The 21,591-nt window shown below is 63.6% G+C and carries 22 protein-coding genes and 3 tRNA genes; 10 read left to right on the plus strand and 15 right to left on the minus strand.

What is annotated here, in order from left to right:
* The first annotated feature begins 188 nt into the window (after positions 1 to 188).
* Complete coding sequence (locus AC07NT_RS11740; protein WP_498598847.1) at positions 189 to 785, plus strand: DUF6088 family protein; 597 nt, start codon at positions 189 to 191, stop codon at positions 783 to 785.
* Positions 778 to 1,800: a nucleotidyl transferase AbiEii/AbiGii toxin family protein gene (locus AC07NT_RS11745; RefSeq protein WP_498598846.1), complete on the plus strand. Its 1,023-nt coding sequence runs from the start codon at positions 778 to 780 to the stop codon at positions 1,798 to 1,800. Before AC07NT_RS11740 ends, AC07NT_RS11745 begins: the two co-directional genes overlap by 8 nt.
* A gap of 55 nt (positions 1,801 to 1,855) precedes the next feature.
* On the opposite strand, the gene AC07NT_RS11750 is transcribed toward AC07NT_RS11745, so the two are convergent.
* The 10 genes from AC07NT_RS11750 to folC all read right to left on the minus strand — a co-directional run bounded on the left by AC07NT_RS11750 (position 1,856) and on the right by folC (position 10,226).
* Complete coding sequence (locus AC07NT_RS11750) at positions 1,856 to 3,052, minus strand: tyrosine-type recombinase/integrase (RefSeq protein ID WP_498598845.1); 1,197 nt, start codon at positions 3,050 to 3,052, stop codon at positions 1,856 to 1,858.
* Between the two features lie 165 nt (positions 3,053 to 3,217).
* A tRNA-Asp gene (locus AC07NT_RS11755) sits at positions 3,218 to 3,294 on the minus strand.
* A 56-nt stretch (positions 3,295 to 3,350) separates the two neighbouring features.
* Positions 3,351 to 3,426: transfer RNA gene (locus AC07NT_RS11760), tRNA-Glu, on the minus strand.
* A gap of 34 nt (positions 3,427 to 3,460) precedes the next feature.
* Positions 3,461 to 3,536, minus strand: a tRNA-Ala gene (locus AC07NT_RS11765).
* A gap of 61 nt (positions 3,537 to 3,597) precedes the next feature.
* Positions 3,598 to 4,986 (minus strand): glutamate--tRNA ligase, encoded by a 1,389-nt coding sequence (gene gltX, locus AC07NT_RS11770; protein WP_498598844.1) that lies wholly within the window; start codon positions 4,984 to 4,986, stop codon positions 3,598 to 3,600.
* Positions 4,987 to 4,999: 13 nt separating this feature from the next.
* Positions 5,000 to 6,211, minus strand: coding sequence for an O-succinylhomoserine sulfhydrylase (locus tag AC07NT_RS11775; protein ID WP_498598843.1), 1,212 nt, complete (start codon positions 6,209 to 6,211; stop codon positions 5,000 to 5,002).
* 2 nt (positions 6,212 to 6,213) lie between these two features.
* On the minus strand, positions 6,214 to 7,719 hold the full coding sequence (purF, locus tag AC07NT_RS11780; RefSeq protein ID WP_498598842.1) for an amidophosphoribosyltransferase: 1,506 nt from the start codon (positions 7,717 to 7,719) through the stop codon (positions 6,214 to 6,216).
* Positions 7,720 to 7,771: 52 nt separating this feature from the next.
* On the minus strand, positions 7,772 to 8,257 hold the full coding sequence (locus AC07NT_RS11785) for a CvpA family protein (protein WP_498598841.1): 486 nt from the start codon (positions 8,255 to 8,257) through the stop codon (positions 7,772 to 7,774).
* A gap of 8 nt (positions 8,258 to 8,265) precedes the next feature.
* Positions 8,266 to 8,907 (minus strand): SPOR domain-containing protein, encoded by a 642-nt coding sequence (locus AC07NT_RS11790; protein ID WP_498598840.1) that lies wholly within the window; start codon positions 8,905 to 8,907, stop codon positions 8,266 to 8,268.
* An 11-nt stretch (positions 8,908 to 8,918) separates the two neighbouring features.
* Entirely contained in the window at positions 8,919 to 10,226 is a 1,308-nt protein-coding gene (folC, locus tag AC07NT_RS11795) for a bifunctional tetrahydrofolate synthase/dihydrofolate synthase (protein WP_498598839.1), read from the minus strand.
* Positions 10,227 to 10,244: 18 nt separating this feature from the next.
* On the opposite strand from folC, the gene AC07NT_RS11800 reads away from it, so the two are divergent.
* Genes AC07NT_RS11800 through AC07NT_RS11815 form a run of 4 tightly spaced genes read left to right on the plus strand, consistent with a single transcriptional unit; the run spans position 10,245 to position 12,536 of the window.
* Positions 10,245 to 10,604 (plus strand): ArsC family reductase, encoded by a 360-nt coding sequence (locus AC07NT_RS11800; protein ID WP_498598838.1) that lies wholly within the window; start codon positions 10,245 to 10,247, stop codon positions 10,602 to 10,604.
* A gap of 50 nt (positions 10,605 to 10,654) precedes the next feature.
* Positions 10,655 to 10,972, plus strand: a complete 318-nt coding sequence (gene ppnP, locus AC07NT_RS11805) for a pyrimidine/purine nucleoside phosphorylase (RefSeq protein ID WP_498598837.1) — start codon at positions 10,655 to 10,657, stop codon at positions 10,970 to 10,972.
* Positions 10,973 to 10,977: 5 nt separating this feature from the next.
* Complete coding sequence (gene argG, locus AC07NT_RS11810) at positions 10,978 to 12,318, plus strand: argininosuccinate synthase (protein WP_498598836.1); 1,341 nt, start codon at positions 10,978 to 10,980, stop codon at positions 12,316 to 12,318.
* The gene (locus tag AC07NT_RS11815; protein WP_498598835.1) at positions 12,315 to 12,536 is read left to right on the plus strand and encodes a hypothetical protein; all 222 of its coding nucleotides are present in this window, start codon (positions 12,315 to 12,317) and stop codon (positions 12,534 to 12,536) included. Before argG ends, AC07NT_RS11815 begins: the two co-directional genes overlap by 4 nt.
* 94 nt (positions 12,537 to 12,630) lie before the next feature.
* On the opposite strand, the gene AC07NT_RS11820 is transcribed toward AC07NT_RS11815, so the two are convergent.
* The gene (locus AC07NT_RS11820; RefSeq protein WP_498598834.1) at positions 12,631 to 13,845 is read right to left on the minus strand and encodes a DesA family fatty acid desaturase; all 1,215 of its coding nucleotides are present in this window, start codon (positions 13,843 to 13,845) and stop codon (positions 12,631 to 12,633) included.
* Between the two features lie 146 nt (positions 13,846 to 13,991).
* The gene (locus tag AC07NT_RS11825; RefSeq protein WP_498598833.1) at positions 13,992 to 15,263 is read right to left on the minus strand and encodes an RsmB/NOP family class I SAM-dependent RNA methyltransferase; all 1,272 of its coding nucleotides are present in this window, start codon (positions 15,261 to 15,263) and stop codon (positions 13,992 to 13,994) included.
* Between the two features lie 16 nt (positions 15,264 to 15,279).
* Here AC07NT_RS11825 and AC07NT_RS11830 point away from each other — a divergent pair, with 16 nt between their 5' ends.
* Positions 15,280 to 15,543 (plus strand): DUF1653 domain-containing protein, encoded by a 264-nt coding sequence (locus AC07NT_RS11830; protein WP_498598832.1) that lies wholly within the window; start codon positions 15,280 to 15,282, stop codon positions 15,541 to 15,543.
* Here the strand turns inward: AC07NT_RS11830 and AC07NT_RS11835 are convergent.
* A complete protein-coding gene (locus AC07NT_RS11835; RefSeq protein ID WP_498598831.1) occupies positions 15,540 to 16,595 on the minus strand; it encodes an ATP-binding protein in 1,056 nt (351 codons plus the stop codon). The genes AC07NT_RS11830 and AC07NT_RS11835 overlap by 4 nt on opposite strands.
* On the minus strand, positions 16,583 to 17,323 hold the full coding sequence (locus AC07NT_RS11840; RefSeq protein WP_498598830.1) for a response regulator: 741 nt from the start codon (positions 17,321 to 17,323) through the stop codon (positions 16,583 to 16,585). Before AC07NT_RS11840 ends, AC07NT_RS11835 begins: the two co-directional genes overlap by 13 nt.
* 233 nt (positions 17,324 to 17,556) lie before the next feature.
* On the opposite strand from AC07NT_RS11840, the gene xopAW reads away from it, so the two are divergent.
* Positions 17,557 to 18,531, plus strand: a complete 975-nt coding sequence (gene xopAW, locus AC07NT_RS11845) for a XopAW family type III secretion system calcium-binding effector (RefSeq protein WP_498598829.1) — start codon at positions 17,557 to 17,559, stop codon at positions 18,529 to 18,531.
* A 54-nt stretch (positions 18,532 to 18,585) separates the two neighbouring features.
* Here the strand turns inward: xopAW and purN are convergent, their stop codons facing one another.
* Positions 18,586 to 19,167, minus strand: coding sequence for a phosphoribosylglycinamide formyltransferase (purN, locus tag AC07NT_RS11850; RefSeq protein WP_498598828.1), 582 nt, complete (start codon positions 19,165 to 19,167; stop codon positions 18,586 to 18,588).
* Between the two features lie 102 nt (positions 19,168 to 19,269).
* Between purN and AC07NT_RS11855 the strand changes: the two genes are divergently transcribed.
* The gene (locus AC07NT_RS11855) at positions 19,270 to 20,451 is read left to right on the plus strand and encodes an acyl-CoA dehydrogenase family protein (protein ID WP_498598827.1); all 1,182 of its coding nucleotides are present in this window, start codon (positions 19,270 to 19,272) and stop codon (positions 20,449 to 20,451) included.
* A gap of 16 nt (positions 20,452 to 20,467) precedes the next feature.
* The gene (locus tag AC07NT_RS11860) at positions 20,468 to 21,583 is read left to right on the plus strand and encodes an acyl-CoA dehydrogenase family protein (protein WP_498598826.1); all 1,116 of its coding nucleotides are present in this window, start codon (positions 20,468 to 20,470) and stop codon (positions 21,581 to 21,583) included.
* Positions 21,584 to 21,591 lie beyond the last annotated feature (8 nt).

A 21,591-nucleotide genomic window follows, 5' to 3' on the forward strand; every position in this document is an offset into this window, starting at 1 on the left:
TCCCAATCCCCGAAGGTTGATCTGGAACCATGCACGGTGCGCTGCGTGCAGCAACGTACCCAAAAGCGGCTGTACCTTTATCCCTGGAAACGACAACCTCGCCCCCGGATCCTTGGGGGTCGTCAGCAGAGCAGTCATCTTGCAAAATGTCAGAAACTTATATATACTTCTGACAAACGGATCCCACCATGAGCTCCCTAGCCCAAGCCATCCTGTCAGCCGCCCAGGCCTTGCCCGAGGGAGGTCTGCTCTCGCCCAAGGAGTTCTTGCATCTAGGCTCCCGAGCAGCGGTAGATCAAACCCTCACGCGTCTGACGCGTGAGGGAAAGCTGCTGCGTGTAGGTCGGGGGGCTTATGCCCTCCCCGTACAAAGCCGCTTCGGCACCCGCCCCCCCTCCACACAGACCGTGGTGCAAGCCATCGAATCCGTCAGTGGCGAACTGGTAGTAGCCAACGGCGCGGCCGAGGCCAATGCCTTGGGACTGACAACGCAAATGCCAACGCGCGAGGTGTTCCTGACCTCCGGACCGTCGCGCAAACTACGCCTGGGCAACCGCAGCGTCGAGCTCAAACATGCCAGCCGCTGGCAGCTCATACTGGGTAAGCGCCCGGCCGGTATGGTCATCCGTGCCTTGTCCTGGCTTGGGCCTGAGCAAACCTCAACAGCTTTGCAGGCCTTGCGGTCCAAACTGCCAGCAGAGGAATGGGCCGCCTTGCATGCCGCACGGGCCACCCTCCCCAGCTGGATGGCACGCGCTGTAAGCGAAGTGAGCATGCATGGCTGAACCCTGGTTCAGCCTCAGCCCGGAGGATCAGGCCGAGGCACTGGAGGTGGCCGCAGGTCAAAGCGGACGCCCCGCTCACTTGCTGGAGAAAGACATATGGGTCGTCTGGACCTTGTCAGCGATCTATGGCTCAGCACTGGCCGACAAACTGACCTTCAAGGGTGGTACGTCACTGTCCAAGGTATACAAGATCATTGACCGCTTCTCCGAGGACATCGATCTCACCTACGACATTCGTGAATTGGTGGGGGACCGACTGCGTGACGGCAATCCCATCCCAGCATCGTCAAGCCAGGAGAAAAAGATCAGCAGCGCGGTACGCTCGCGTCTGCCCGACTGGATCAAGGGCACAGTTCAGCCGATCCTCGAAAGCGCCCTAACTGCCGCTGGCTTGAAAGCCACGCTGACACAGGCTGGGGACAACCAGGACAAACTGATCCTGGCCTACCCAGCCGTCCGGACGGGCACAGGCTATGCCGCACCCACCATTCAGCTGGAGTTCGGAGCACGCGCAACTGGTGAACCCAATCAAGTTCACCCAGTGTCATGCGACATGGCGCCTTTGATCGAGGGACTTGAATTTCCGACCGCGCACCCCCTGGTGATGGCCGCTGAGCGGACGTTCTGGGAAAAGGCTACGGCCGCCCATGTTTACTGTCTTCAAGGCCGACTGCGAGGTGAGCGCTACTCGCGGCATTGGTACGACCTGGCCGCCATAGCCAAGACCGATCACCTCGACAAGGCCATCGCTGATCACGCACTTGCGCGTCAGGTCGCAGAGCACAAGTCGATGTATTTTGCGGAGAAAGACGCCGCCGGTAATTGGGTCGACTACGTCGCAGCCGTTTCTGGTGCGCTCCAGCTTATCCCCGAAGGCGAATCACTCAAGGCACTGGCCAATGATTACGCAGCGATGCTGGAGGACGGTCTGCTCGCGGTGGAGCAGCCAGAGTTTTCTGAACTTCTCGACAGATGTCGCGCTATACAGAATCGCGTCCATCAGTCAGTCGGCTAAGGACCAGCACTCCCTTGCCGCCTAAATGGCAGGACCTTCCGACCGGTTACGTCGACTAGCGCGATGTGCCCGCCATGGCCCAGTCAGCCATCAGGCTATGGCGCTTCTTGAACAGGTCACCTCGCCGGTAGGCTGCCTCGACCGCATTGCCGATGGCATGCGCCAGTGCCATCTCCACGACCTCGTTCGGATAACTCGTCGTCTCCGAAGCCCAGTCCCTGAAGGTGGACCTGAAGCCGTGCACCGTGATGTCCTTGCGATTCATGCGCTTCAGGACTGCGGTCAATGACATGTCTGAGAGCGGTTGTCCCTTTGTACCTGGGAACAGCAAACCCGTACGATGATTCTTGGGAGTCGATAACAGCAGCGCTAGCGCCGCATCAGAAAGCGGCACACGATGTTCCCTGCCCGCCTTCATGCGAGCCGCGGGTACGGTCCAGAATTTTCCCTCCAGATCCACCTCATCCCAGGTGGCACCTCGCACCTCCCCCGAGCGCGCTGCGGTGAGTATGGTGAACTCCAAGGCGCGTGCGGCGACACCGCCAACCTCCCTCAGGGACTTCATGAACGAGGGCACCTCCTTAAAGGGAAGCGCGGCGTGATGAACGACTTTCTTGGTCTTGCTGGGCTTGGCCAGCAGGTGATCCAGGTGTCCTCGCCAACGTGCCGGATTTTCGCCGGATCGATACTTGCGCGCAGTGGCCCAATCCAGCACCAGTTCGATCCGGCTTCTGAGCCGAACAGCTGTCTCGGTCTTGGTCGTCCAGATCGGCTCAAGAATTGCCAGGACGTGCCCCTGCAGGATATCGCGCACATCCATCTTGCCGATCACGGGGCGGGCATAGGTCTCCAACGTCGAAACCCACTGCGCCCGGTGTTTGGCGTTTTTCCACTCGGACTCGTGAGCAGTGATGTACTTTTCTGCCGCCTCGTCAAAGGTGATGGTCGTAGCCTGGGTGGCGATAAGCTCGGCGCGCTTGCGCCGTTTTTCCGCGACAGGATCGATACCGTCCACAATCTGCTGTCGGGCAGCACGCGCCAGCTCCCTGGCTTGCGCCAGGGAGACATCCGGAAAACCGCCGAGTCCGATATCGCGCCTCAAGGATCCGACCTTGGCGCGCAGGATCCAGCTTCGGGCGCCACCAGGACTCACTTGAAGTCCCAGGCCCGCGACGCCGCCGACCATGGTCAGGCCTGTCTTCTTGATCCGGCCTACGGCCAGCGCCGAGAGTTCATCCGCCTTTTTTGGCATTCACAACCTACCCCACATAAAACCCAACATTGATCATGCTATTACAAGAGATCGTGTGAGACAAGTGGAGACGACCTGAGATTCTTGATTTCTTTTTAAATCAAAGACTTAGGATCGTTCAGGCAAGAAAAAACCCCGTAGATCAATGATCTACGGGGTAGGTTCTGGCGGAGTGGACGGGACTCGAACCCGCGACCCCCGGCGTGACAGGCCGGTATTCTAACCAACTGAACTACCACTCCACGTGGAGCAACGTTCGTCCGGCTTCTTGTGAAACCGGACCAAGTGCTGCAAAACTTGGCGACCCTACGGGGATTCGAACCCCGGTACTCACCGTGAAAGGGTGATGTCCTAGGCCTCTAGACGATAGGGTCAAAACCTGGACTGATTTCCATCTCGATGCGAAATTGGTGGAGGTAAACGGGATCGAACCGATGACCTCTTGCATGCCATGCAAGCGCTCTCCCAGCTGAGCTATACCCCCATTTCGCTACAACGATCTTTTGCAAGACCATCGCGTCGAGCCTCAAATTATAAGCTGAAATTCAGGCTCTTTGCAAACGGGCCAGAACTTTTTCGCGGGGCAGCAGCTCCAGCACCGCGTCCAGCGAGGGGGTCTGGGGCGTGCCCAGCACCAACACACGCACCGGCATGGCCAGTTGCGGCATTTTCAGGCCCGCAATGGTGAGCACTTCCTTGATGGCCGCAGCAATGCTGGTCTTGTCCCAGGCACAGACGGCCAGCTTGTCTTTGAGCTGGGCCAGCGCGGGCTTGACGGCATCAGTCACATGCTGGGCGATGTCCTCGGCCTTCGGCGTCACGTCGCCATAAAAAGCCTGGGCCCAGTCGGCCAGTGCGACGAGGGTGTCGCAACGGTCTTTGAAGAGGCCGCAGATACGAACCAGCCGCTCGTCAGCGGTGATACCGCGTTTTTTCAAGTGCTCGGTCACCATCGGGGCCAGGGCCTCGTCGGCCAGGGCCTTGAGATGCTGGGCATTGACCCAACGCAGCTTGGCCTCGTCGAACTGTGCGGCGCTGCGGCCCAGGTGGTCCAAGTCGAACCACGCCAGGAACTGCGCGCGGCTGAAGATCTCGTCGTCGCCATGGCTCCAGCCCAGGCGCGCGAGGTAATTCACCATGGCGTCGGGCAGATAACCCTCTTCCCGGTACTGCGTGACGGGCTTGGCACCGTTGCGCTTGCTCATCTTCTCGCCCTGCTCGTTGAGCACGGTGGGCAGGTGGGCGTAGACCGGCGGCTCCTTGCCCAGGGCCTGGAAGATGTTGATCTGGCGCGGCGTGTTGTTCACGTGGTCGTCGCCGCGGATCACATGGGTGATGGCCATGTCGATGTCGTCCACCACCACGCAGAAGTTGTAGGTCGGTGTGCCGTCGGGGCGCGCAATCACCAGGTCATCGAGTTCATCGTTGCTGATTTCGATGCGGCCCTTGACCTTGTCATCCCAGACCACGGCGCCGCCCTGCGGGTTCTTGAAGCGCAGTACAGGCTTCACGCCCGTGGGCACAGATGGCAGGGTCTTGCCCGGCTCGGGGCGCCAGGTGCCGTCGTAGCGCGGCTTGAGCTTGTTGGCCATCTGGCGCTCGCGCAGGGCATCGAGCTCTTCCACGCTCATGTAGCAGGGGTAGACATGCCCCGCGGCCTGCAGCTCGGCCAGCACGGCCTTGTAGCGGTCCATGCGCTGCATCTGATAGAACGGACCTTCGTCATACGTGAGACCCAGCCAGGCCATGCCTTCGATGATGACGTCCACCGCGGCCTGGGTGGAACGGTCCAGGTCCGTGTCCTCGATGCGCAGGATGAAGTCGCCGCCCTGGGCGCGTGCAAAAGCCCAGGGGTAAAGGGCGGAGCGGATGTTGCCGAGATGGATGAATCCTGTCGGCGAAGGGGCGAAGCGGGTACGAACGCGTTGTGTCACGGGTGCAATCAGTTCAGAGGGTATCGAGGCCGCGCAGCAGGTCGTCCTGCACGTCCTGCGGGTGCTCCAGGCCCACGGCCACGCGGAGCAGGCCCTGGCCTATGCCAGCAGCCTGGCGTTGCGCCTCGGACAGCTTGCCGTGCGAGGTGCTGGCCGGGTGGGTGAGCAGGGTCTTGGTGTCGCCCAGATTGGTACAGAGCGACAGGGTCTGCAGCGAGTCCAGCACATGGAAGGCGCGCGCGCGCGCCTGCTCAGGGCCGCTTGCCTTGACGTCGAAGGACAGCACCGCACCGCCCAGGCCGGACATCTGCTTCATGGACAAGGCGTGCTGGGGATGCGAGGCCAAGCCGGGGTAGTAAACGCGGGCCACGGCCGGATGCCCTTCCAGCCAGGCGGCCAGCTCGTGGGCAAGCGCCGTCTGCGCGCGCATGCGCAAGTCCAGCGTCTCCATGCCCTTGAGCACCACCCAGGCGTTGAAGGGCGACAGCACCATGCCGCTGTTCTTCTGCACGGGCAGGAATTTCTCGACCACGAGCTTCTCGCTCGCACACAGGGCACCGGCCATCACCCGGCCCTGACCGTCGAGGTATTTGGTACCCGAATGCATGATCACATCGGCGCCCATATCGGCCGGCCGCTGCAACACCGGCGTGGCAAAGCAGTTGTCCACGGCAAACAAGGCCCCCGCGTTGTGCGCGAGCTCGGCCAGAGCGGTGATGTCGCAGACCTCGGTCAGCGGATTGGTCGGTGTCTCGGCAAACAGCAGACGTGTGTTTGGGCGGATCGCCGCCTTCCAGGCAGCCAGGTCGGTCTGCGGCACGCTGGTGGACTCGACACCGAAGCGCGCGAACTCCGTACCGATCAGCTTGATCGTGGAGCCAAACATGGACTGGGAGAAGATCACGTGGTCGCCGGCCTTAAGCAGGCTGAAGCACATCAGCATGATGGCGGACATGCCGGACGAGGTGGCCATGCAGGCCTCGGTGCCCTCAAGTGCCGCAAGCCGCAACTCCATGCTGCTCACCGTCGGATTGCCCGAGCGGCCGTAGGTGTAACCGTCCTCTTCACCCGCAAAGCGGCGTGCAGAGGCTTCGGCGCTGGGCTGGACATAGCCACTCGTGAGGTACAGCGCTTCGGAGTTTTCACCGTACTGGCTGCGCTCGACGGCCGCGCGTACCGCCAGCGTCTGCAGGCGCAGGCCTTCGGGTCGGGATTTGCCGCTCATGCTCATTCCATCTGGTGATTGGGCAGGGCCAGGCGCGAAGTGTCGGCATCGTCCTCGCCGCCCTTGACGCGCGCCGAGTTCATGCGCTCGATATCCGCCAGCTCGATATCGCCGGTCACGTAGACACCATCGAAGCAGGAGGCATCGAAGCCGCTGATCTTGTCGTTGAGCTTGCCGATGGCGTGTTTCATGGCATCGACATCCTGGTAAATCAGTGCGTCGGCCCCGATGATCTGGCGCACCTCTTCCACGGTACGACCGTGCGCCACCAGTTCTTCCACCGTGGGCATGTCGATGCCGTAGACGTTGGGGAAACGCACCGGCGGCGCGGCGCTGGCCATATAGACCTTGTTGGCGCCGGCCTCGCGCGCCATCTGCACGATCTCGCGGCTCGTGGTGCCCCGCACGATGGAGTCGTCCACCAGCAGCACGTTGCGGCCCTTGAACTCGCTGCCGATCACGTTGAGCTTCTGGCGCACGCTCTTCTTGCGCACGGCCTGACCCGGCATGATGAAGGTACGACCCACATAGCGGTTCTTCACGAAGCCTTCGCGGTAGGGCAGGCCCAGCAGCTGGGCGAGCTGCATGGCGCTGGGACGGCTCGACTCGGGGATGGGAATCACCACGTCGATCTCGCTGGGCGGCACGGTGGAGATCACGCGCTTGGCCAGGGTCTCGCCCAGGTTCAGACGCGCCTGGTAGACCGAGATGCCGTCCATGACCGAGTCCGGACGGGCCAAATAGACGTATTCGAAGATGCAGGGGTGCAGCTGGGGCACGTCGGCGCACTGCAGGGCGCTGACACGACCTTCCAGATCAACGAAAACTGCCTCGCCCGGAGCGATGTCGCGGTCAAACACATGGCCCGTGCCTTCCAGCACCACGGACTCGCTGGCCAGCATGACCGTGCCATCCGGGCTGCGGCCCATGCACAGGGGACGGATGCCATAGGGGTCGCGGAAGGCCAACACGCCATGGCCAGCGAGCAGCGCGATGACGGAATAGGAGCCGCGCAGGCGCTTGTGCATCTGGCGCACAGCGGTGAACACATCGCCCACGCGCAGCGGCTTGCCGCGGGTGGCTTTGTCCATCTCGTCGGCCAGCACGTTGAGCAGCACCTCGGAGTCGCTCTCGGTGTTGAGGTGGCGGTGATCGGTATTGAACAGCTCGGCCTTGAGCGCCTGCGCGTTGGTCAGGTTGCCGTTGTGCACCAGCACGATGCCAAAAGGCGCGTTCACGTAGAAGGGCTGGGCCTCTTCCTCGCTGTAGGCGTTGCCCGCCGTCGGATAGCGCGCCTGGCCCAGGCCGCAGTTGCCCGGCAGCGCCCGCATATTGCGTGTGCGGAACACGTCCTTCACCATGCCCTTGGCCTTGTGCATGAAGAACTTGCGGTCCTGCTGGGTGACGATACCGGCCGCATCCTGCCCGCGATGCTGCAACAGCAGCAGCGAGTCATAGATCAGCTGGTTGACGGGTGCGTTGCTGACAACGCCGACGATTCCACACATAGTTTCACTTCCAGTCGGGAGCACACGGCCTGTCCGTGCACGGTCCGATCAATCAGGGCAAATACTTTCCCACACTCTGCGGCAGCACCGGCTTGAGCAGCTTGAGCGCCTCCACCGAAATACGCGCCGCCTTGGCCTCACGCCACCAGGTCTGGCTCTTCAAGGGCGACATCAGCACCAGCACCGTCAGGGCCAGCAGCAGGATGAGTCCACGCAGCAGGCCAAACACGCCGCCCATCACCCGGTCTACCGGTCGCAGGCCGGCCTGTTCGATCAATTTCGGCAGACCCCAGACCAGCAGACCACCAATGAACACCGACACCACAAACACCAATACAAAACCGGCAATGTTGCCCAGGGCTTCCGAGTTGCCGCCGATCGGCAGCTGGCGGCCGACGTCGGCGCCCAGCCATTGGGCCAGCACGAAGGCCAGCAGCCAGTTCAGCACCGACAGCACCTCGTAAACGAAACCACGCCAAACGCCGAGGGCGATCGAGGCCAACAGGGCCGCGATAAAAATCCAGTCCAGTGCGCTCATGCCCATCCCTAGAGGCTCAGCACGGTGCCCGGCAGGTCGATTTTCTTGAGCTTCTCCGCGGCGCGCTCGGCCTCGGCCTTGCTCGCAAAAGGACCGGCCCGCACACGGATGCGCTTGCCCTCCTTGGTTTCCACAGCCTGGGTGTAATTCTTGAAGCCGGCGCGCTCGATCTTGCTGCGCGCATCACGCGCGCGGTTTTCATCGGCAAAGGAGCCAACCTGCACCACGTAGCGGGTTTCGGTGGCCGCTTTGGTCTCGGCTTTTTTGGGCTCGGCCTTTGCTTCCGGCTTGGTCACCTTGGCTTCAGGCTTGCTTTCAGCGTTGGTAGCCGCTGGCGCAGCCTCGGTAACCAGACCCGACGCGGCGGCGTTGGGCGCGACTTCGGATGCGGCAGGGGCAGGCGCGGGTTCGGCGGGTGCGCTCAGCGGCAGCACCTTGTTTTTATCAGGAATCTCGATAGGCAGGTCCACGGCCACGGGGCGCGGCTGCTTGTCCACCAGCAGGGGAAAGCCGATGACCCCGATCAGCACCAGAATGGCCGAACCGATCAGCCGGTTCTTGGCACGCCGGCGCAGCACCTCCACGCTCTCGGGCTGCGCGGCGGGAGCGGTCTGATCGTCGCCACCCTTGCGGAACTTGAAAAAGGCCATGGATTTGGGACTCAGGGGGTCAGATGCTGGGCTTGAAGACGCGGCACGCCTTCCTTCAGAACGCCACCGACCGTGTAGAACGATCCGAAGACCACAATTCTATCAGCGGGGTCCGCGGCGGCGATGGCCGCGCCCAGGGCCTGCAGGGGGTCGGCAAAGAGCGCGGAGGTCCCGGCCACGCGCGGGTTCAGTGCCTGGCATTTGGCCTGCAGATCGGCCGCACTGGCCGCGCGCGGCGTAGGCAGGTCGCTGAAATACCAGCGGTCCACCAAAGGCATGATGCGCGCCAGCATGGGGGCCAGATCCTTGTCGGCCATGGCACCGAAAACGGCGTGGGTGGTCGGGAAATAGCCCATGGCGTCCAGGTTGGCCGTGAGCGCGGACACCGAATGCGGGTTGTGCGCCACGTCCAGCACCAGGGTGGGCTGGCCCGGAATGATCTGGAAACGTCCCGGCAGCTCCACGAAGGCAAGGCCGTTGCGCACGGCCTGGGCCGTCACAGGCAGTTGCTCTCGCAAGGCGCTCAGCGCAGCCAGCACGCCCGAGGCGTTGACCAGCTGGTTGGCACCCCGCAGCGCCGGATAGGCCAGGCCGCTGTAACGACGGCCCCGGCCGGCCCAGTTCCATTGCTGCTTGTCGCCCGAGTAATTGAAATCGCGGCCGACACGCCAGAGGTCGGCGTCAATGGTGGCAGCATGGTCGATCACGCTCTGTGGCGGGATGGGATCGCTGACCACCACAGGGCGGCCGGTGCGCATGATGCCGGCCTTCTCGCGGCCTATGCTCTCGCGGTCGGGGCCCAGCAACTCCATGTGGTCCAGGTCGATGCTGGTGATGATGGCGCAGTCGGCGTCCAGGATATTGACAGCATCGAGCCGTCCGCCCAGGCCTACTTCCAGGATGGCCACGTCCAGCCCCGCCTGGGCCATGCAGTCCAGGATGGCAAGGGTGGTGAACTCAAAATAACTCAGCGAGATCTCGCCGCCTGCGGTCCGAGCCTGCTCCACCCGCGCGAAGGAGGGCAAAAGCTCTGCGGTTTTGACCATCTCGCCCCGCAGGCGCAGGCGTTCCTCGAAGTGCACCAGATGCGGCGAGGTGTAGACGCCGGTCCGGTAACCGGCCTGGCCCAGGATGGACTCCAGCATCGCGCAGGTCGAGCCCTTGCCGTTGGTGCCCGCCACGGTGATGATGGGACACTCGAACTTGAGGCCCATGCGCTGGGCCACGGCCTTGACGCGGTCCAGCCCCATGTCGATGGTCTTGGGATGCAGGCGCTCACAGTGGGCCAGCCAGTCGGAAAGTGTGTTCATGCTCGGCATACGGGAGAATTGTCGCTTATGAAGAATTCCATCACCCTCTACGGCATCCCGAATTGCGACACGGTAAAAAAGGCGCGCGCCTGGCTTGCTGAACAGCAAGTGGAGGTGCTGTTCCACGATTTCAAGAAGCAGGGCGTGCCCGAGGCGCGCCTGGACCACTGGATGGCCGTCGCCGGCTGGGAAAAGCTGCTCAACCGCCAGGGTACGACCTGGCGCAAGCTGGAGCCCGCCACCCAGGCCGGCGTCACCGACGCCCGCAGCGCCCGCGCCCTGATGCTGGCTCAGGCCAGTGTGATCAAGCGCCCTGTCGTGGAATGGAACCCAAAAGACGTCAGTGTGGGCTTTGACGCCCCCAGCTGGCTGGCCAGATTGAAGTAAGCACCTGCCTTAAAATCGCGGATTCGCCCCTGAAACCTATAGAACTCCCTATGAGCACCGAGCAATACAACAGCGTGACCGTCACGACCAAGGCCAATGTCTATTTCGACGGCAAGTGCGTCAGCCACAGCATCACCCTGGCCGACGGCACCAAGAAGTCCGTCGGCGTGGTGCTGCCCGCCACCCTGACCTTCAACACCGGCGCGCCCGAAATCATGGAATGCGTGGCCGGCAGCTGCGAATACAAGCTCAAGGGCTCCGACGCCTGGGTCAAGTCCGCCGCCGGCCAGAAGTTCAACGTGCCCGGCAACTCGAGCTTCGAGATCCGCGTGACCGAGCCCTACCACTACATCTGCCACTTCGGTTGATCCTCATGGCCACCATCCTGCAAAACCTCCCCATCGGCCAGAAGGTCGGCATCGCCTTCTCGGGCGGGCTGGACACCAGCGCCGCCCTGCTGTGGATGAAGCTCAAGGGCGCCGAGCCCTATGCCTATACCGCCAACCTGGGCCAGCCCGACGAACCGGACTACGACGCCATACCGCGCAAGGCCATGGAGTACGGCGCCAAGCTGGCCCGCCTGATCGACTGCCGCCGCCAACTGGCGCACGAAGGCATTGCCGCACTACAGTCCGGCGCCTTCCATATCACCACCGCCGGGGCCACCTACTTCAACACCACACCGCTGGGCCGCGCCGTCACCGGCACCATGCTGGTGGCCGCGATGAAGGAAGACGACGTCAACATCTGGGGCGACGGCTCGACCTTCAAGGGCAACGATATTGAGCGCTTCTACCGCTACGGCCTGCTGACCAATCCCTCGCTGAAAATCTACAAGCCCTGGCTGGACCAGCTCTTCATCGACGAGCTGGGCGGCCGCGCCGAGATGAGCGCCTTCATGACGCAGCATGGCTTTGGCTACAAGATGAGTGCCGAAAAGGCCTACTCGACCGACTCCAATATGCTGGGCGCCACCCATGAGGCGAAAGACCTCGAGCACCTGAACTCCGGCATGAAGATCGTGAACCCCATCATGGGCGTGGCCTTCTGGAAGGATGATGTCGCTGTCAAACGCGAGGAAGTCACCGTGCGCTTCGAGGAAGGCCAACCCGTGGCCTTGAATGGCGTGCAATTCAATGACCCAGTGGAACTGATCCTGGAAGCGAATCGCATCGGCGGGCGCCACGGCCTGGGCATGAGCGACCAGATCGAGAACCGCATCATCGAAGCCAAGAGCCGCGGTATCTACGAGGCTCCCGGTCTGGCCCTGCTGCACATCGCCTACGAGCGACTGGTGACCGGCATCCACAACGAAGACACCATCGAGCAATACCGCGACAACGGCCGCAAGCTGGGCCGCCTGCTCTACCAGGGCCGCTGGTTCGACCCCCAGGCCATCATGCTGCGCGAAGCCGCCCAGCGCTGGATTGCCCACGCCGTCACCGGCGAGGTCACCCTCGAGCTACGCCGCGGCAACGACTACTCCATCCTCAACACGGTCAGCCCCAACCTCACCTACGCGCCCGAGCGCCTGAGCATGGAGAAGGTCGAAGACGCGCCCTTCAGCCCGCTGGACCGCATCGGCCAGCTGACCATGCGCAACCTGGACATCACCGACACACGTGCCAAGCTGGGCATCTATGCCGGGACCGGCCTACTGTCGGCGGGTGTGGGCGCCGAACTGCTGTCGGTCGATACCAAGAGCAAAAAGTGAACACGCGCGCCGAGGTCTACCGCGATAAAGCCATCGTGGTGACCTCGCTGCCGCGCAACGACGGAACCTTCGGCTGGGCATACACCATCGACGGCGCGGACCCGCACAGCTCGGACCGGCGCAGCCTGCGGTCGGAGGCAGTCGCCTTGGCCGAAGGCCTGAACGCCGCCTTGGCGCAGATCGACGACGACGCCTTCCGCGAGTTCCGTACCTCCTGAACCAGCCACCTGCGGGTGGCTTTTTTCATGCTCAGCCGCCCAAAAGAAAAAGCCCGCACAAGGCGGGCTTTGTCATGAAGGGCGAAGACCGGCTTCAGGCGCGCGCCATCCGCAGTTTCATCGAGAACTCCTGCAGCGCGGCAATGCCGCTCTCTTCGGCGCGGTGGCACCAGGCCTGCAGATTGGCCAGCAGCTGCTCGCGCGAGAGCGAGGTGTTCAGCCAGAGCTGGCGCAGTTCTTCGCGCATGGTGACCATCTTGTCCAGCACCGGGGAAGCGGCGCGGGCCTGGGCCAGCTGGGGCGCGGCATGGGCCGGCACCTTGTCTTCGTCACGGTGCAGCCAACGTGCAGCGGCCTTGACCACGGCGGTGTCAGCAGTACGGGCCTTGAGGACGGCGACTTCGTGCTGGAAGGCGTGCTGCATGCCCGCGGCGTAGCCCGCCATGATCTCGTAACGGTTGGCGATCAGGGCCTCAAGGGTCTTGTCGTCGGCCACCGGCTTGATGTCACCCAGGGCCAGCTTGGGCGCAGTCTTCTTGACCTTGGCCAGGCCCATGGCGCTCAGGATGCTGATGTAAAGCCAGCCGATATCGAACTCATAGGGCTTCACGGACAGCTTGGCCGAGGTCGGGTAGGTGTGGTGGTTGTTGTGCAACTCCTCACCGCCGATGATGATGCCCCAGGGCGAAATGTTGGTGCTGGCGTCCGGCGCCTCGAAGTTGCGGTAACCCCAGTAGTGGCCGATGCCGTTGATGATGCCGGCCGCGGTGATCGGGATCCAGGCCATCTGCAGGGCCCACACGGCCGCGCCGACAGCGCCGAAGAGCGCCAAGTCGATGATGAGCATCACGCCCACGCCCTGCCAGGAATAGCGAGTGTAGAGGTTGCGCTCGATCCAGTCGTCCGGGGTGCCGTGGCCATAACGGGCCATGGTTTCCTGGTTCTTGGCTTCGGCGCGGTACAGCTCCGAACCTTCAAAGAAGACTTTCTTGATGCCGTAGACCTGCGGGCTGTGCGGGTCTTCGGCCTGCTCGCACTTGGCGTGGTGCTTGCGGTGGATGGCAGCCCATTCCTTGGTCACCATGCCGGTCGTCAGCCACAGCCAGAGACGGAAGAAGTGCGAGGGAATGGCGTGCAGGTCCAGCGCCCGGTGCGCCTGGTGGCGATGCAGGAAGATGGTGACACTGGCGATCGTGACGTGGGTCAGGGCCAGGGCGACCAGGACGGTCTGCCACCAGCTCAGGTCCAGCAGGCCGTGCGCCAGCCAGTCGATGGCCGCGTTCAACAAAGCCCAGTCAGGTAAGAACATAGAAGTCTCTCAACGTAGTGAATAGGAATAAGCCCGGTCGTCACTGAAGAAGCGGCCGGGCCTGTGGCATGGATTCTAAAGGTTTCGCCCTGTTTTGACCAGCACTGGTCAGCTTTAGGCAGAAAACCTTAATTCAAGTCAAATGATCACTTTTTTTGCCAAATTGCAGCAAAGAAGCCGTCTGTTTGATGCAGATGGGGCCAAAGACGAAGGTATTTCTGGCCATTGTCGCCCCCATGACAAAGGCGCTCGGCTCCCGAGACCTTGAGTTGGGTCAAGAGCTCGCCAGCATCCAGGGACTGGAAATCGGCGTGGGCAGCGGAAAAGGCCTCGGCGATGGCCTCGTTTTCCTGGGGGAGAACGCTACAGGTCGCATAGACCAGACGCCCGCCGGGTTTGAGCAGGCGAGCCGCGCTGGCCAGAATGGCGGCCTGCTTGACCGTCATTTCCTCCACGGCCTGCAAGCTCTGGCGCCACTTCAGGTCGGGGTTGCGACGCAGGGTGCCCAGGCCCGAACAGGGAGCGTCGACCAGCACGCGGTCGATCTTGCCGGCCAAGCGCTTGATGCGCTCATCGCGCTCGTGGGCGATGGCGGCCGGATGCACATTGGACAGGCCGCTGCGGGCAAGGCGGGGCTTGAGCGCCTCCAGGCGATGCCCTGAGGTGTCGAAGGCATACAGCCGACCGGTGCTGCGCATGGCCGCGCCAATGGCCAGGGTCTTGCCACCGGCACCGGCGCAGAAATCCACCACCATCTCGCCACGGTGCGCGTCAAGCAGCAGGGCCAGCAGCTGCGAGCCCTCGTCCTGCACCTCGATGGCGCCGCGCGTGAACACGTCCAGCTTGTTCAGGGCCGGCTTGTCTCCGATGCGCAGGCCCCAGGGTGAATAGGGCGTCGGCAGGGACTTGATGCCCGCCGCCTGCAATTCCTTCTGGATCGCTTCGCGCTTGGCCAGCTGGGTGTTGACACGGAGGTCCAGGCCAGCGCCCAGGTTCAGGCTTTCGACTAGGGGCCAGAAGCCCTTGCCCAGCTGGTCTTTCAGCGGCTGCACCAGCCATTCCGGCAGGTTGTGGCGGTGCAGGTCCATCAGCTCTTCGGGTTTGACCCTGTCGCACTGATCCAGCCATTGCTTTTCCTGCTCGGTCAGCACGCTCTTAATGAAATCACGCGGGCCATAAAAACCAAGGATGGCCAGCCGCCGCTCCCTGGGTCCGCTGCCCGAAAGCGCCAGCTTCTCGAACAGCAGCTTCTTGCGCAGCACGGTGTAGACGGTTTCGGCCAGGGTGGCGCGCTCGCGCGGGCCCAGGCCGCGATGGTCGCGGAAAAAACGCGAGACGATGGCGTCGGCCGGGTGGTCGAACTTGAGGGTGAGCCGGACCAGTTCGGTACAGACGTCCAGCAGAGCTTGAGGGTGCATAGGACAGAATTGTCCCATGAGCGATGAAAACCTCCCCCCACTGATCGAAACCCGACCCGGCCTCTACCGCCACTACAAGAACCTGATGTACGAGGTGCTGGGCACCGTGCGCCACAGCGAAACGCTGGAGCCCATGACCCTGTACCGCGCGCTGTATGGTGAGCGCGGCCTGTGGGTACGACCAGCCGCCATGTTCAACGAGGAAGTGGTCATTGAGGGCGTGCGCCAGCCGCGCTTCGCCTGGGTCGGTCCAGTCAAGACCGCAGGCAAGGCTGACTAGGACAGCAGCGACCGCGGCAGCTCCAGTGTGACCACCAGGCCACCGCTGGCGCCGTTGCGCAGATGCAGCCGGCCCTGATGCCGCCGGGCAATATCGTGCGCGATCGACAGCCCCAGACCCACGCCGCCGGTGCTGCGATTGCGGGAACCCTCCAGGCGATAGAACGGTGCCAACACCCTTTCGAGTTCCTCTTCGGGGATGCCCGGCCCCTGGTCACTGATCTCGATGCGCACACAGTCAGGCGCGTCCAGCAGACGAATGTTCGCCCCATCGCCATAACGCACGGCATTGTCCACCAGATTGTTGATGCAGCGGCGCAGGGCCGAGGCCTGGACGCGCAGCGGCAGGGCCTGCCCTTCGGCCCTCACCTTCTGCCCGCAGGCCTGGCGGTCGTCGGCCATGCTGCACACCAGCGCTTGCAGATCCAGCGGCACCAGCACCTCGGCATCGGCCGCACCGCGCAGGTAATCCAGGGTGGCGCTGATCATGGCGTCCATCTCGTGAACGTCCTGGCGAAAGCGCTGCCGCTCCTCGACATCGCTGAGCCCCTCGGCACGCAGGCGCAGGCGAGTCAGGGGCGTGCGCAGATCATGAGAAACCGCTGCCACGAAACGGTCGCGTTCGTCCAGCTGCTGCCGGATCTGCGCCTGCATCTGGTTGAAGACACGGCTGGCCTCACGGCACTCGACGGTACCGTCCTCAGGCAAGGGCGGCTGGTGAATGTCCTTGCCCAGGCCACGTGCCGCGCTGACAAGCTGGCGTATGGGCTGGGCAAGCCAGCGCGCACCGATCCAGGCCACCAGCATCAGCGCCCCCAGGCGCACGCCGATGTCCAGCAGCATGCCGGGGTGCAAGAGCGAAGGTGGCGGCCGGGGCGGCATGGGGCCGGCCTGGAACACCGGCGAATGGGGTGGCGGGGGCGGCCGCAGCTCGAACATCAGCGTGAGGGCCAGCATATGGCTGGCAAGCACGGCCACGAACAAGAGCAGCGCCAGGCGACCAAACAGGGTGGCCGGCAGCAGGCGCGCGGCCTTGGCCCTCAGCCCAGCCATGCCACCTGCCCCTGTACCGAGCGGGCGTTGAACATATAACCGGCGCCGCGCACGGTCTTGATCATGGCCGCGCCCTGCGGATCGTCCGCCAGTTTCTGGCGCAGACGCGAGACCAGCAGGTCGATGCTGCGGTCGAAAGAATCCATGGAACGTCCCCGGGCCTGCTCCATCAGCTGGTCGCGGCTGAAGATGCGACGCGGCATACGCAGAAAGGTACTGAGCAGGCGGTACTCCGCGTTGGAGAGAGCCACCACCAGCCCGGCCGGCGAGGTCAGGCAGCGCTCATGGCGGTCCAGCACCCAGCCGTCGAAGTGAATGACATCGTTATCGGCCACATCCTGCGCAGCGGACGGGCCGGCCGCCATGCGGCGCAGCACGCTCTGGATGCGCGCCACCAGCTCGCGCGGCTCAAAGGGTTTGCTCATGTAGTCGTCGGCCCCCATCTCCAGGCCGAGCACGCAGTCATAGGGACTGGAGCGTGCCGTCAACATGATGATGGGCAGACGTGAACGCTGGCGCACCTCCCGCGCCAGGGCCAGACCGTCCGTACCGGGCAGCATCAGGTCCAGCACGATCAGGTCGATGGGGTGGGCTGCCAGTTGCCGCCGCATCGAGATACCGTCACTGGCCGCATGCACGGCATAGCCGAAGCCGGCCAGGTAGGCAGACAGCAGTGAGGTGATGCCCTCGTCGTCATCGACGATGAGTATCTGCAAAGGGGCGTTCATGGCTTGGGCTGGCGGTCGGGTTCAGGCAAAAGTGTAGTCAGCGCCCCTGCTCCGCAAACCGCGAACTGGACGGGACTTGCCCGGCTTTTTGCGCCTTAGCCAGGCCTTAGGTATCAGGCCCGGTACAAAAGAGACAAATCCGTTTAACAAGGCGCTTCAAGAATGATTGAGCCAGCACCTGCCTCTTGGGCCGGCGAGGCACTCCCTTAACTTCAGCAATGAAAGGAACGATCATGAGCACGATCAGCGGGATCAGCGGCGCCAGCAGCGCCTGGTCCACCATGAGCGCCACGCGCAACAACCGCCCACCCGGCGGCCCGAGTCCGCAGGAGATGTTCAACAAGGTCGATACGGACGGCGACGGCTCGGTCAGCAAGGCCGAGCTGCAGAGCATGCTCGACGACATCGGCAAGAAAACCGGCACCACCGGCATGGGCAGCGCCGACGAACTGTTCAGCAAGATGGACGGCAACGGCGATGGCAGCCTGTCCCAGGCCGAACTGGGCGAAGGCATGAAAAGCATCATGCCGCCACCCCCGTCGACCATGGACTTTGCCCAGTCGCGTGGTGCTGGCAGTAGCGGCGACGACCTGTTCTCGAAAGTGGACAGCAACAGCGATGGCTCCATCAGCACCGAGGAAATGGCGAGCCTGCGCGAGCTGATGGACAAGATGGCCAGCTCGGAGGACGGCAACGGCACGGCCACTTCCGGCAGCGACGAACTGTTCAGCAAGCTCGATACCGATGGCAACGGCAGCCTGAGCCAGTCCGAATTCGACGCCGGCGGCCCCCAGCCCGGCCAAGGCCCGCAAGGTGCCGGTGGCATGCCGCCCCCGCCTCCAGCGGGCGGCGCGGCGAAAACCAGCAGCAGCACCAGCTACGACCCGCTGGACACCAACCAGGATGGCGTCGTGTCCACGGAGGAGCGCCTGGCCGGCGACTCGGCCAGCGACCCTCTGCAGGCGCTTTTCAAGTCCATCGACAGCGATGGTGACGGCGCCATCAACGCCAGCGAGTCCGACGCCTTCGTACAGCAGTTGAGCGCCCAGGTGCAGCGCCTGTCCGAAACCTCACAGAGCTCGGACAGTGCTTCCAGTTCAGGGCAAAAAACCTCGGACCTGGCGCGGCTAGCCCGCCTCGCCTACGAGCAGATGGCCAGCGGCTGGGCCGGGCAGCCCAGGGCATCCACCCTCAGCGCCGTGGCCTGAGAACAGCCCGGCACCGGGCGGCACGGGGATGGCCTGTGCGCGCGGCAGCCGGGTTCAGATTTTCTGAAGGAGCCTGGCAATGGCCCGCGGGTAGATCAGGTGCTCCTGCGTCAGCACGCGAGCGGCAAGCGCATGCTCGTCATCCCCCGGCAGCACAGGCACCACGGCCTGGTCCAGGATGGGGCCGTGGTCCAGCTCGGCCGTAACCTGGTGCACAGTGGCGCCGGCGAACTTGCAGCCCGCCTCGATGGCACGGCGGTGCGTGTGCAGGCCCGTGAAGGCCGGCAGCAGCGAGGGGTGAATGTTGAGCAGGCGTCCGGCGTAATGTGCGACAAAAGCCGGCGTCAGGATGCGCATGAAACCGGCCAGCACCACCAGCACAGGCTGATAGGCGTCGATGGCCGTCATCAGGGCGGCATCGAAATCTTCGCGGCTGCCATAGGCCTTGTGGTCCAGCACGGCCGTAGCGATGCCCTTGTCGCGCGCAAACACCAGACCTTTCGCGTCTGCCTTGTTGCTCAGAACGGCAGCCACACGGGCCTCGTATTTCTCTGACCAATGCTCGCGCTCGGCCGTCTGGACGATGGCGGCCATATTGGATCCGCCGCCAGAAATCAAGATAACGATGTTATTCATGGGATGGCGTGATTATCGCGTTGTCACGGTTTGGACAGCTATTTGCGAACGCTCGTGCTAAAACATGGGCATTACAGACCAATGCCTCAACCGGAGACTCCCATGGATTTGGCTTTCACCCCTGAAGAACAGAAGTTCCGCGAGGAGATCCGCGCCTGGGTGCGCGCGAACCTCCCGGCCGACATCTCGCACAAGGTGCACAACGCCCTGCAGCTGACCCGCGACGACCACCAGCGCTGGGCCAAGATCCTGGGCAAGAAGGGCTGGCTGGGCTGGGGCTGGCCCCAACAGTTCGGCGGCCCAGGCTGGAACGCCATCCAGAAGCACCTGTTTGAAGAAGAAAACGCGCTGGCCGGTGCGCCGCGTGTCATCCCCTTCGGGCCTGTGATGGTGGCCCCGGTCATCATGGCCTTTGGCAGCCCAGAACAGCAGAAGCGTTTCCTGCCCGGCATCGCCAGCGGCGAGGTCTGGTGGAGCCAGGGCTACAGCGAGCCCGGCTCGGGCTCGGACCTGGCCTCCGTGAAGACCCGCGCCGAGCGCAAAGGCGACAAATACATCGTCAACGGCCAGAAGACCTGGACCACGCTGGGCCAGTACGGCGAGTGGATCTTCTGCTTGGTGCGCACCAGCAACGAGGGGAAACCGCAGACCGGCATCTCCTTCCTGCTGATCGACATGAAATCCAAGGGCGTGACCGTGCGCCCCATCAAGCTGCTCGACGGCGAGTGCGAAGTCAACGAGGTCTTCTTTGACAACGTTGAAGTGCCGGCCGAGAACCTGATCGGCGAGGAGAACAAGGGCTGGACCTACGCCAAGCACCTGCTGAGCCACGAGCGCACCAATATCGCCGACGTGAATCGCGCCAAGCGCGAACTGGAGCGCCTCAAGCGCATCGCCAAGGCCGAAGGTGTCTATGACGACGTGCGCTTCCGCGACGAGATCGCCAAGCTCGAGGTGGACGTGGTGGCTCTGGAGATGCTGGTGCTGCGCGTGCTCTCGGCCGAGAAATCGGGCAAGAACTCATTGGACATCGCCGGTCTGCTCAAGATCCGCGGCAGCGAAATCCAGCAGCGCTACAGCGAACTCATGATGCTGGCCGCGGGCCCCTACGCCCTGCCCCTGATCCGCGAAGCCATGGAAGCCGGCTGGCAGGGTGACTACCCCGGCGGCATCCTCGCCAATGCCCCGCTGGCCTCGACCTACTTCAATATGCGCAAGACCACCATCTATGGCGGCAGCAACGAAGTGCAACGCAATATCGTCGCTCAAACCATCCTCGGCTGAGCACTAGGAGACACACATGGATTTCGACTTCACCGACGACCAGCAGCAACTGCGCGACGCCGTGCACAAATGGGTGGAAAAGGGCTACGGCTTCGAACGCCGCCGCGGTATCGAGGCCAAGGGCGGTTTCTCGCGCGAGGCATTTAATGAACTGGCAGAGCTGGGCCTTTGCGGCCTCTACATCCCCGAAGATGAGGGCGGCCTGGGCATGGGGCCCATCGAGGGCATGGTGGTCATGGAAGAGCTGGGCCGCGGCATCGTGCTGGAGCCGCTGGCACAGAGCCTGATCGCCGGCGCCGTGTTGTCGGGCTACGCAGGCGCCGAACTCAAGGGCAACTGGCTCCCGAAGATCGCCAGTGGCGAGGCCCTGGTGGTGCTGGCCCAGCAGGAGCGCAAGGCACGTTACCGCCTGAATGTGTGCGAGGCTACGGCCGCACAAACCGGTAGCAGCTGGACGGTCTCTGGCATCAAGAACATGGTGCCGGCCGGCGACCAGGCCGACGCCTTCCTGGTGCCGGCCCTGGCTGGCGGCAAGCTGGCCCTGTTCCTGGTGGAGCGCAAGGCCAAGGGAGTGAGCACCCGCGGCTACGGCACACAGGATGGCGGCCGCGCCGCTGACCTGGTTCTGGACCAGGCTGCAGCGCAACTCGTGACGGCCGACGGACTGACGGCACTGGAACATGCGGTGGACATCGGCATCGCGTCCCTCTGCGCCGAGGCTGTGGGTGTGATGGACCAAACCCTGGCCGTGACGCTGGACTACATGAACACGCGCAAGCAGTTCGGCGTGGCCATCGCCAGCTTCCAGGCGCTGCGCCACCGTGCCGCGGACATGAAAATGCAGCTGGAGTTGGCCCGCTCCATGAGCTATTACGCCAGCCTCAAGCTCAACGCCCCGACCGACGAACGCCGCCGCGCCTTGGCACGCGCGAAGTACCAGCTGGGACTGTCCATGCGCTACGTGAGCCAGCAGGCCGTGCAGCTGCACGGCGGCATCGGTGTGACCGACGAGTACATCGTGAGCCACTACTTCAAGAAGCTCACGCAGCTGGAGATGAGCTACGGCGACAGCCTGCACCAGCTAGGCGAGGTCTCGGCCCGCATGCAAGAGACCGCGGGCGTCTTTGCCTGAAGGTGCGG

Source organism: Hylemonella sp. GW821-FHT10B10, from assembly GCF_059415585.1.

Coding starts and splice junctions, on each gene's coding strand:
- AC07NT_RS11740 (WP_498598847.1), top strand. CDS start 189: ATGAGCTCCCTAGCCCAAGCCATCCTGTCAGCCGCCCAGGCCTTGCCC.
- AC07NT_RS11745 (WP_498598846.1), top strand. CDS start 778: ATGGCTGAACCCTGGTTCAGCCTCAGCCCGGAGGATCAGGCCGAGGCA.
- AC07NT_RS11750 (WP_498598845.1), bottom strand. CDS start 3,052: ATGCCAAAAAAGGCGGATGAACTCTCGGCGCTGGCCGTAGGCCGGATC.
- AC07NT_RS11775 (WP_498598843.1), bottom strand. CDS start 6,211: ATGAGCGGCAAATCCCGACCCGAAGGCCTGCGCCTGCAGACGCTGGCG.
- purF (WP_498598842.1), bottom strand. CDS start 7,719: ATGTGTGGAATCGTCGGCGTTGTCAGCAACGCACCCGTCAACCAGCTG.
- AC07NT_RS11785 (WP_498598841.1), bottom strand. CDS start 8,257: ATGAGCGCACTGGACTGGATTTTTATCGCGGCCCTGTTGGCCTCGATC.
- AC07NT_RS11790 (WP_498598840.1), bottom strand. CDS start 8,907: ATGGCCTTTTTCAAGTTCCGCAAGGGTGGCGACGATCAGACCGCTCCC.
- folC (WP_498598839.1), bottom strand. CDS start 10,226: ATGCCGAGCATGAACACACTTTCCGACTGGCTGGCCCACTGTGAGCGC.
- AC07NT_RS11800 (WP_498598838.1), top strand. CDS start 10,245: ATGAAGAATTCCATCACCCTCTACGGCATCCCGAATTGCGACACGGTA.
- ppnP (WP_498598837.1), top strand. CDS start 10,655: ATGAGCACCGAGCAATACAACAGCGTGACCGTCACGACCAAGGCCAAT.
- argG (WP_498598836.1), top strand. CDS start 10,978: ATGGCCACCATCCTGCAAAACCTCCCCATCGGCCAGAAGGTCGGCATC.
- AC07NT_RS11820 (WP_498598834.1), bottom strand. CDS start 13,845: ATGTTCTTACCTGACTGGGCTTTGTTGAACGCGGCCATCGACTGGCTG.
- AC07NT_RS11825 (WP_498598833.1), bottom strand. CDS start 15,263: ATGCACCCTCAAGCTCTGCTGGACGTCTGTACCGAACTGGTCCGGCTC.
- AC07NT_RS11830 (WP_498598832.1), top strand. CDS start 15,280: ATGAGCGATGAAAACCTCCCCCCACTGATCGAAACCCGACCCGGCCTC.
- AC07NT_RS11835 (WP_498598831.1), bottom strand. CDS start 16,595: ATGGCTGGGCTGAGGGCCAAGGCCGCGCGCCTGCTGCCGGCCACCCTG.
- AC07NT_RS11840 (WP_498598830.1), bottom strand. CDS start 17,323: ATGAACGCCCCTTTGCAGATACTCATCGTCGATGACGACGAGGGCATC.
- xopAW (WP_498598829.1), top strand. CDS start 17,557: ATGAGCACGATCAGCGGGATCAGCGGCGCCAGCAGCGCCTGGTCCACC.
- purN (WP_498598828.1), bottom strand. CDS start 19,167: ATGAATAACATCGTTATCTTGATTTCTGGCGGCGGATCCAATATGGCC.
- AC07NT_RS11855 (WP_498598827.1), top strand. CDS start 19,270: ATGGATTTGGCTTTCACCCCTGAAGAACAGAAGTTCCGCGAGGAGATC.
- AC07NT_RS11860 (WP_498598826.1), top strand. CDS start 20,468: ATGGATTTCGACTTCACCGACGACCAGCAGCAACTGCGCGACGCCGTG.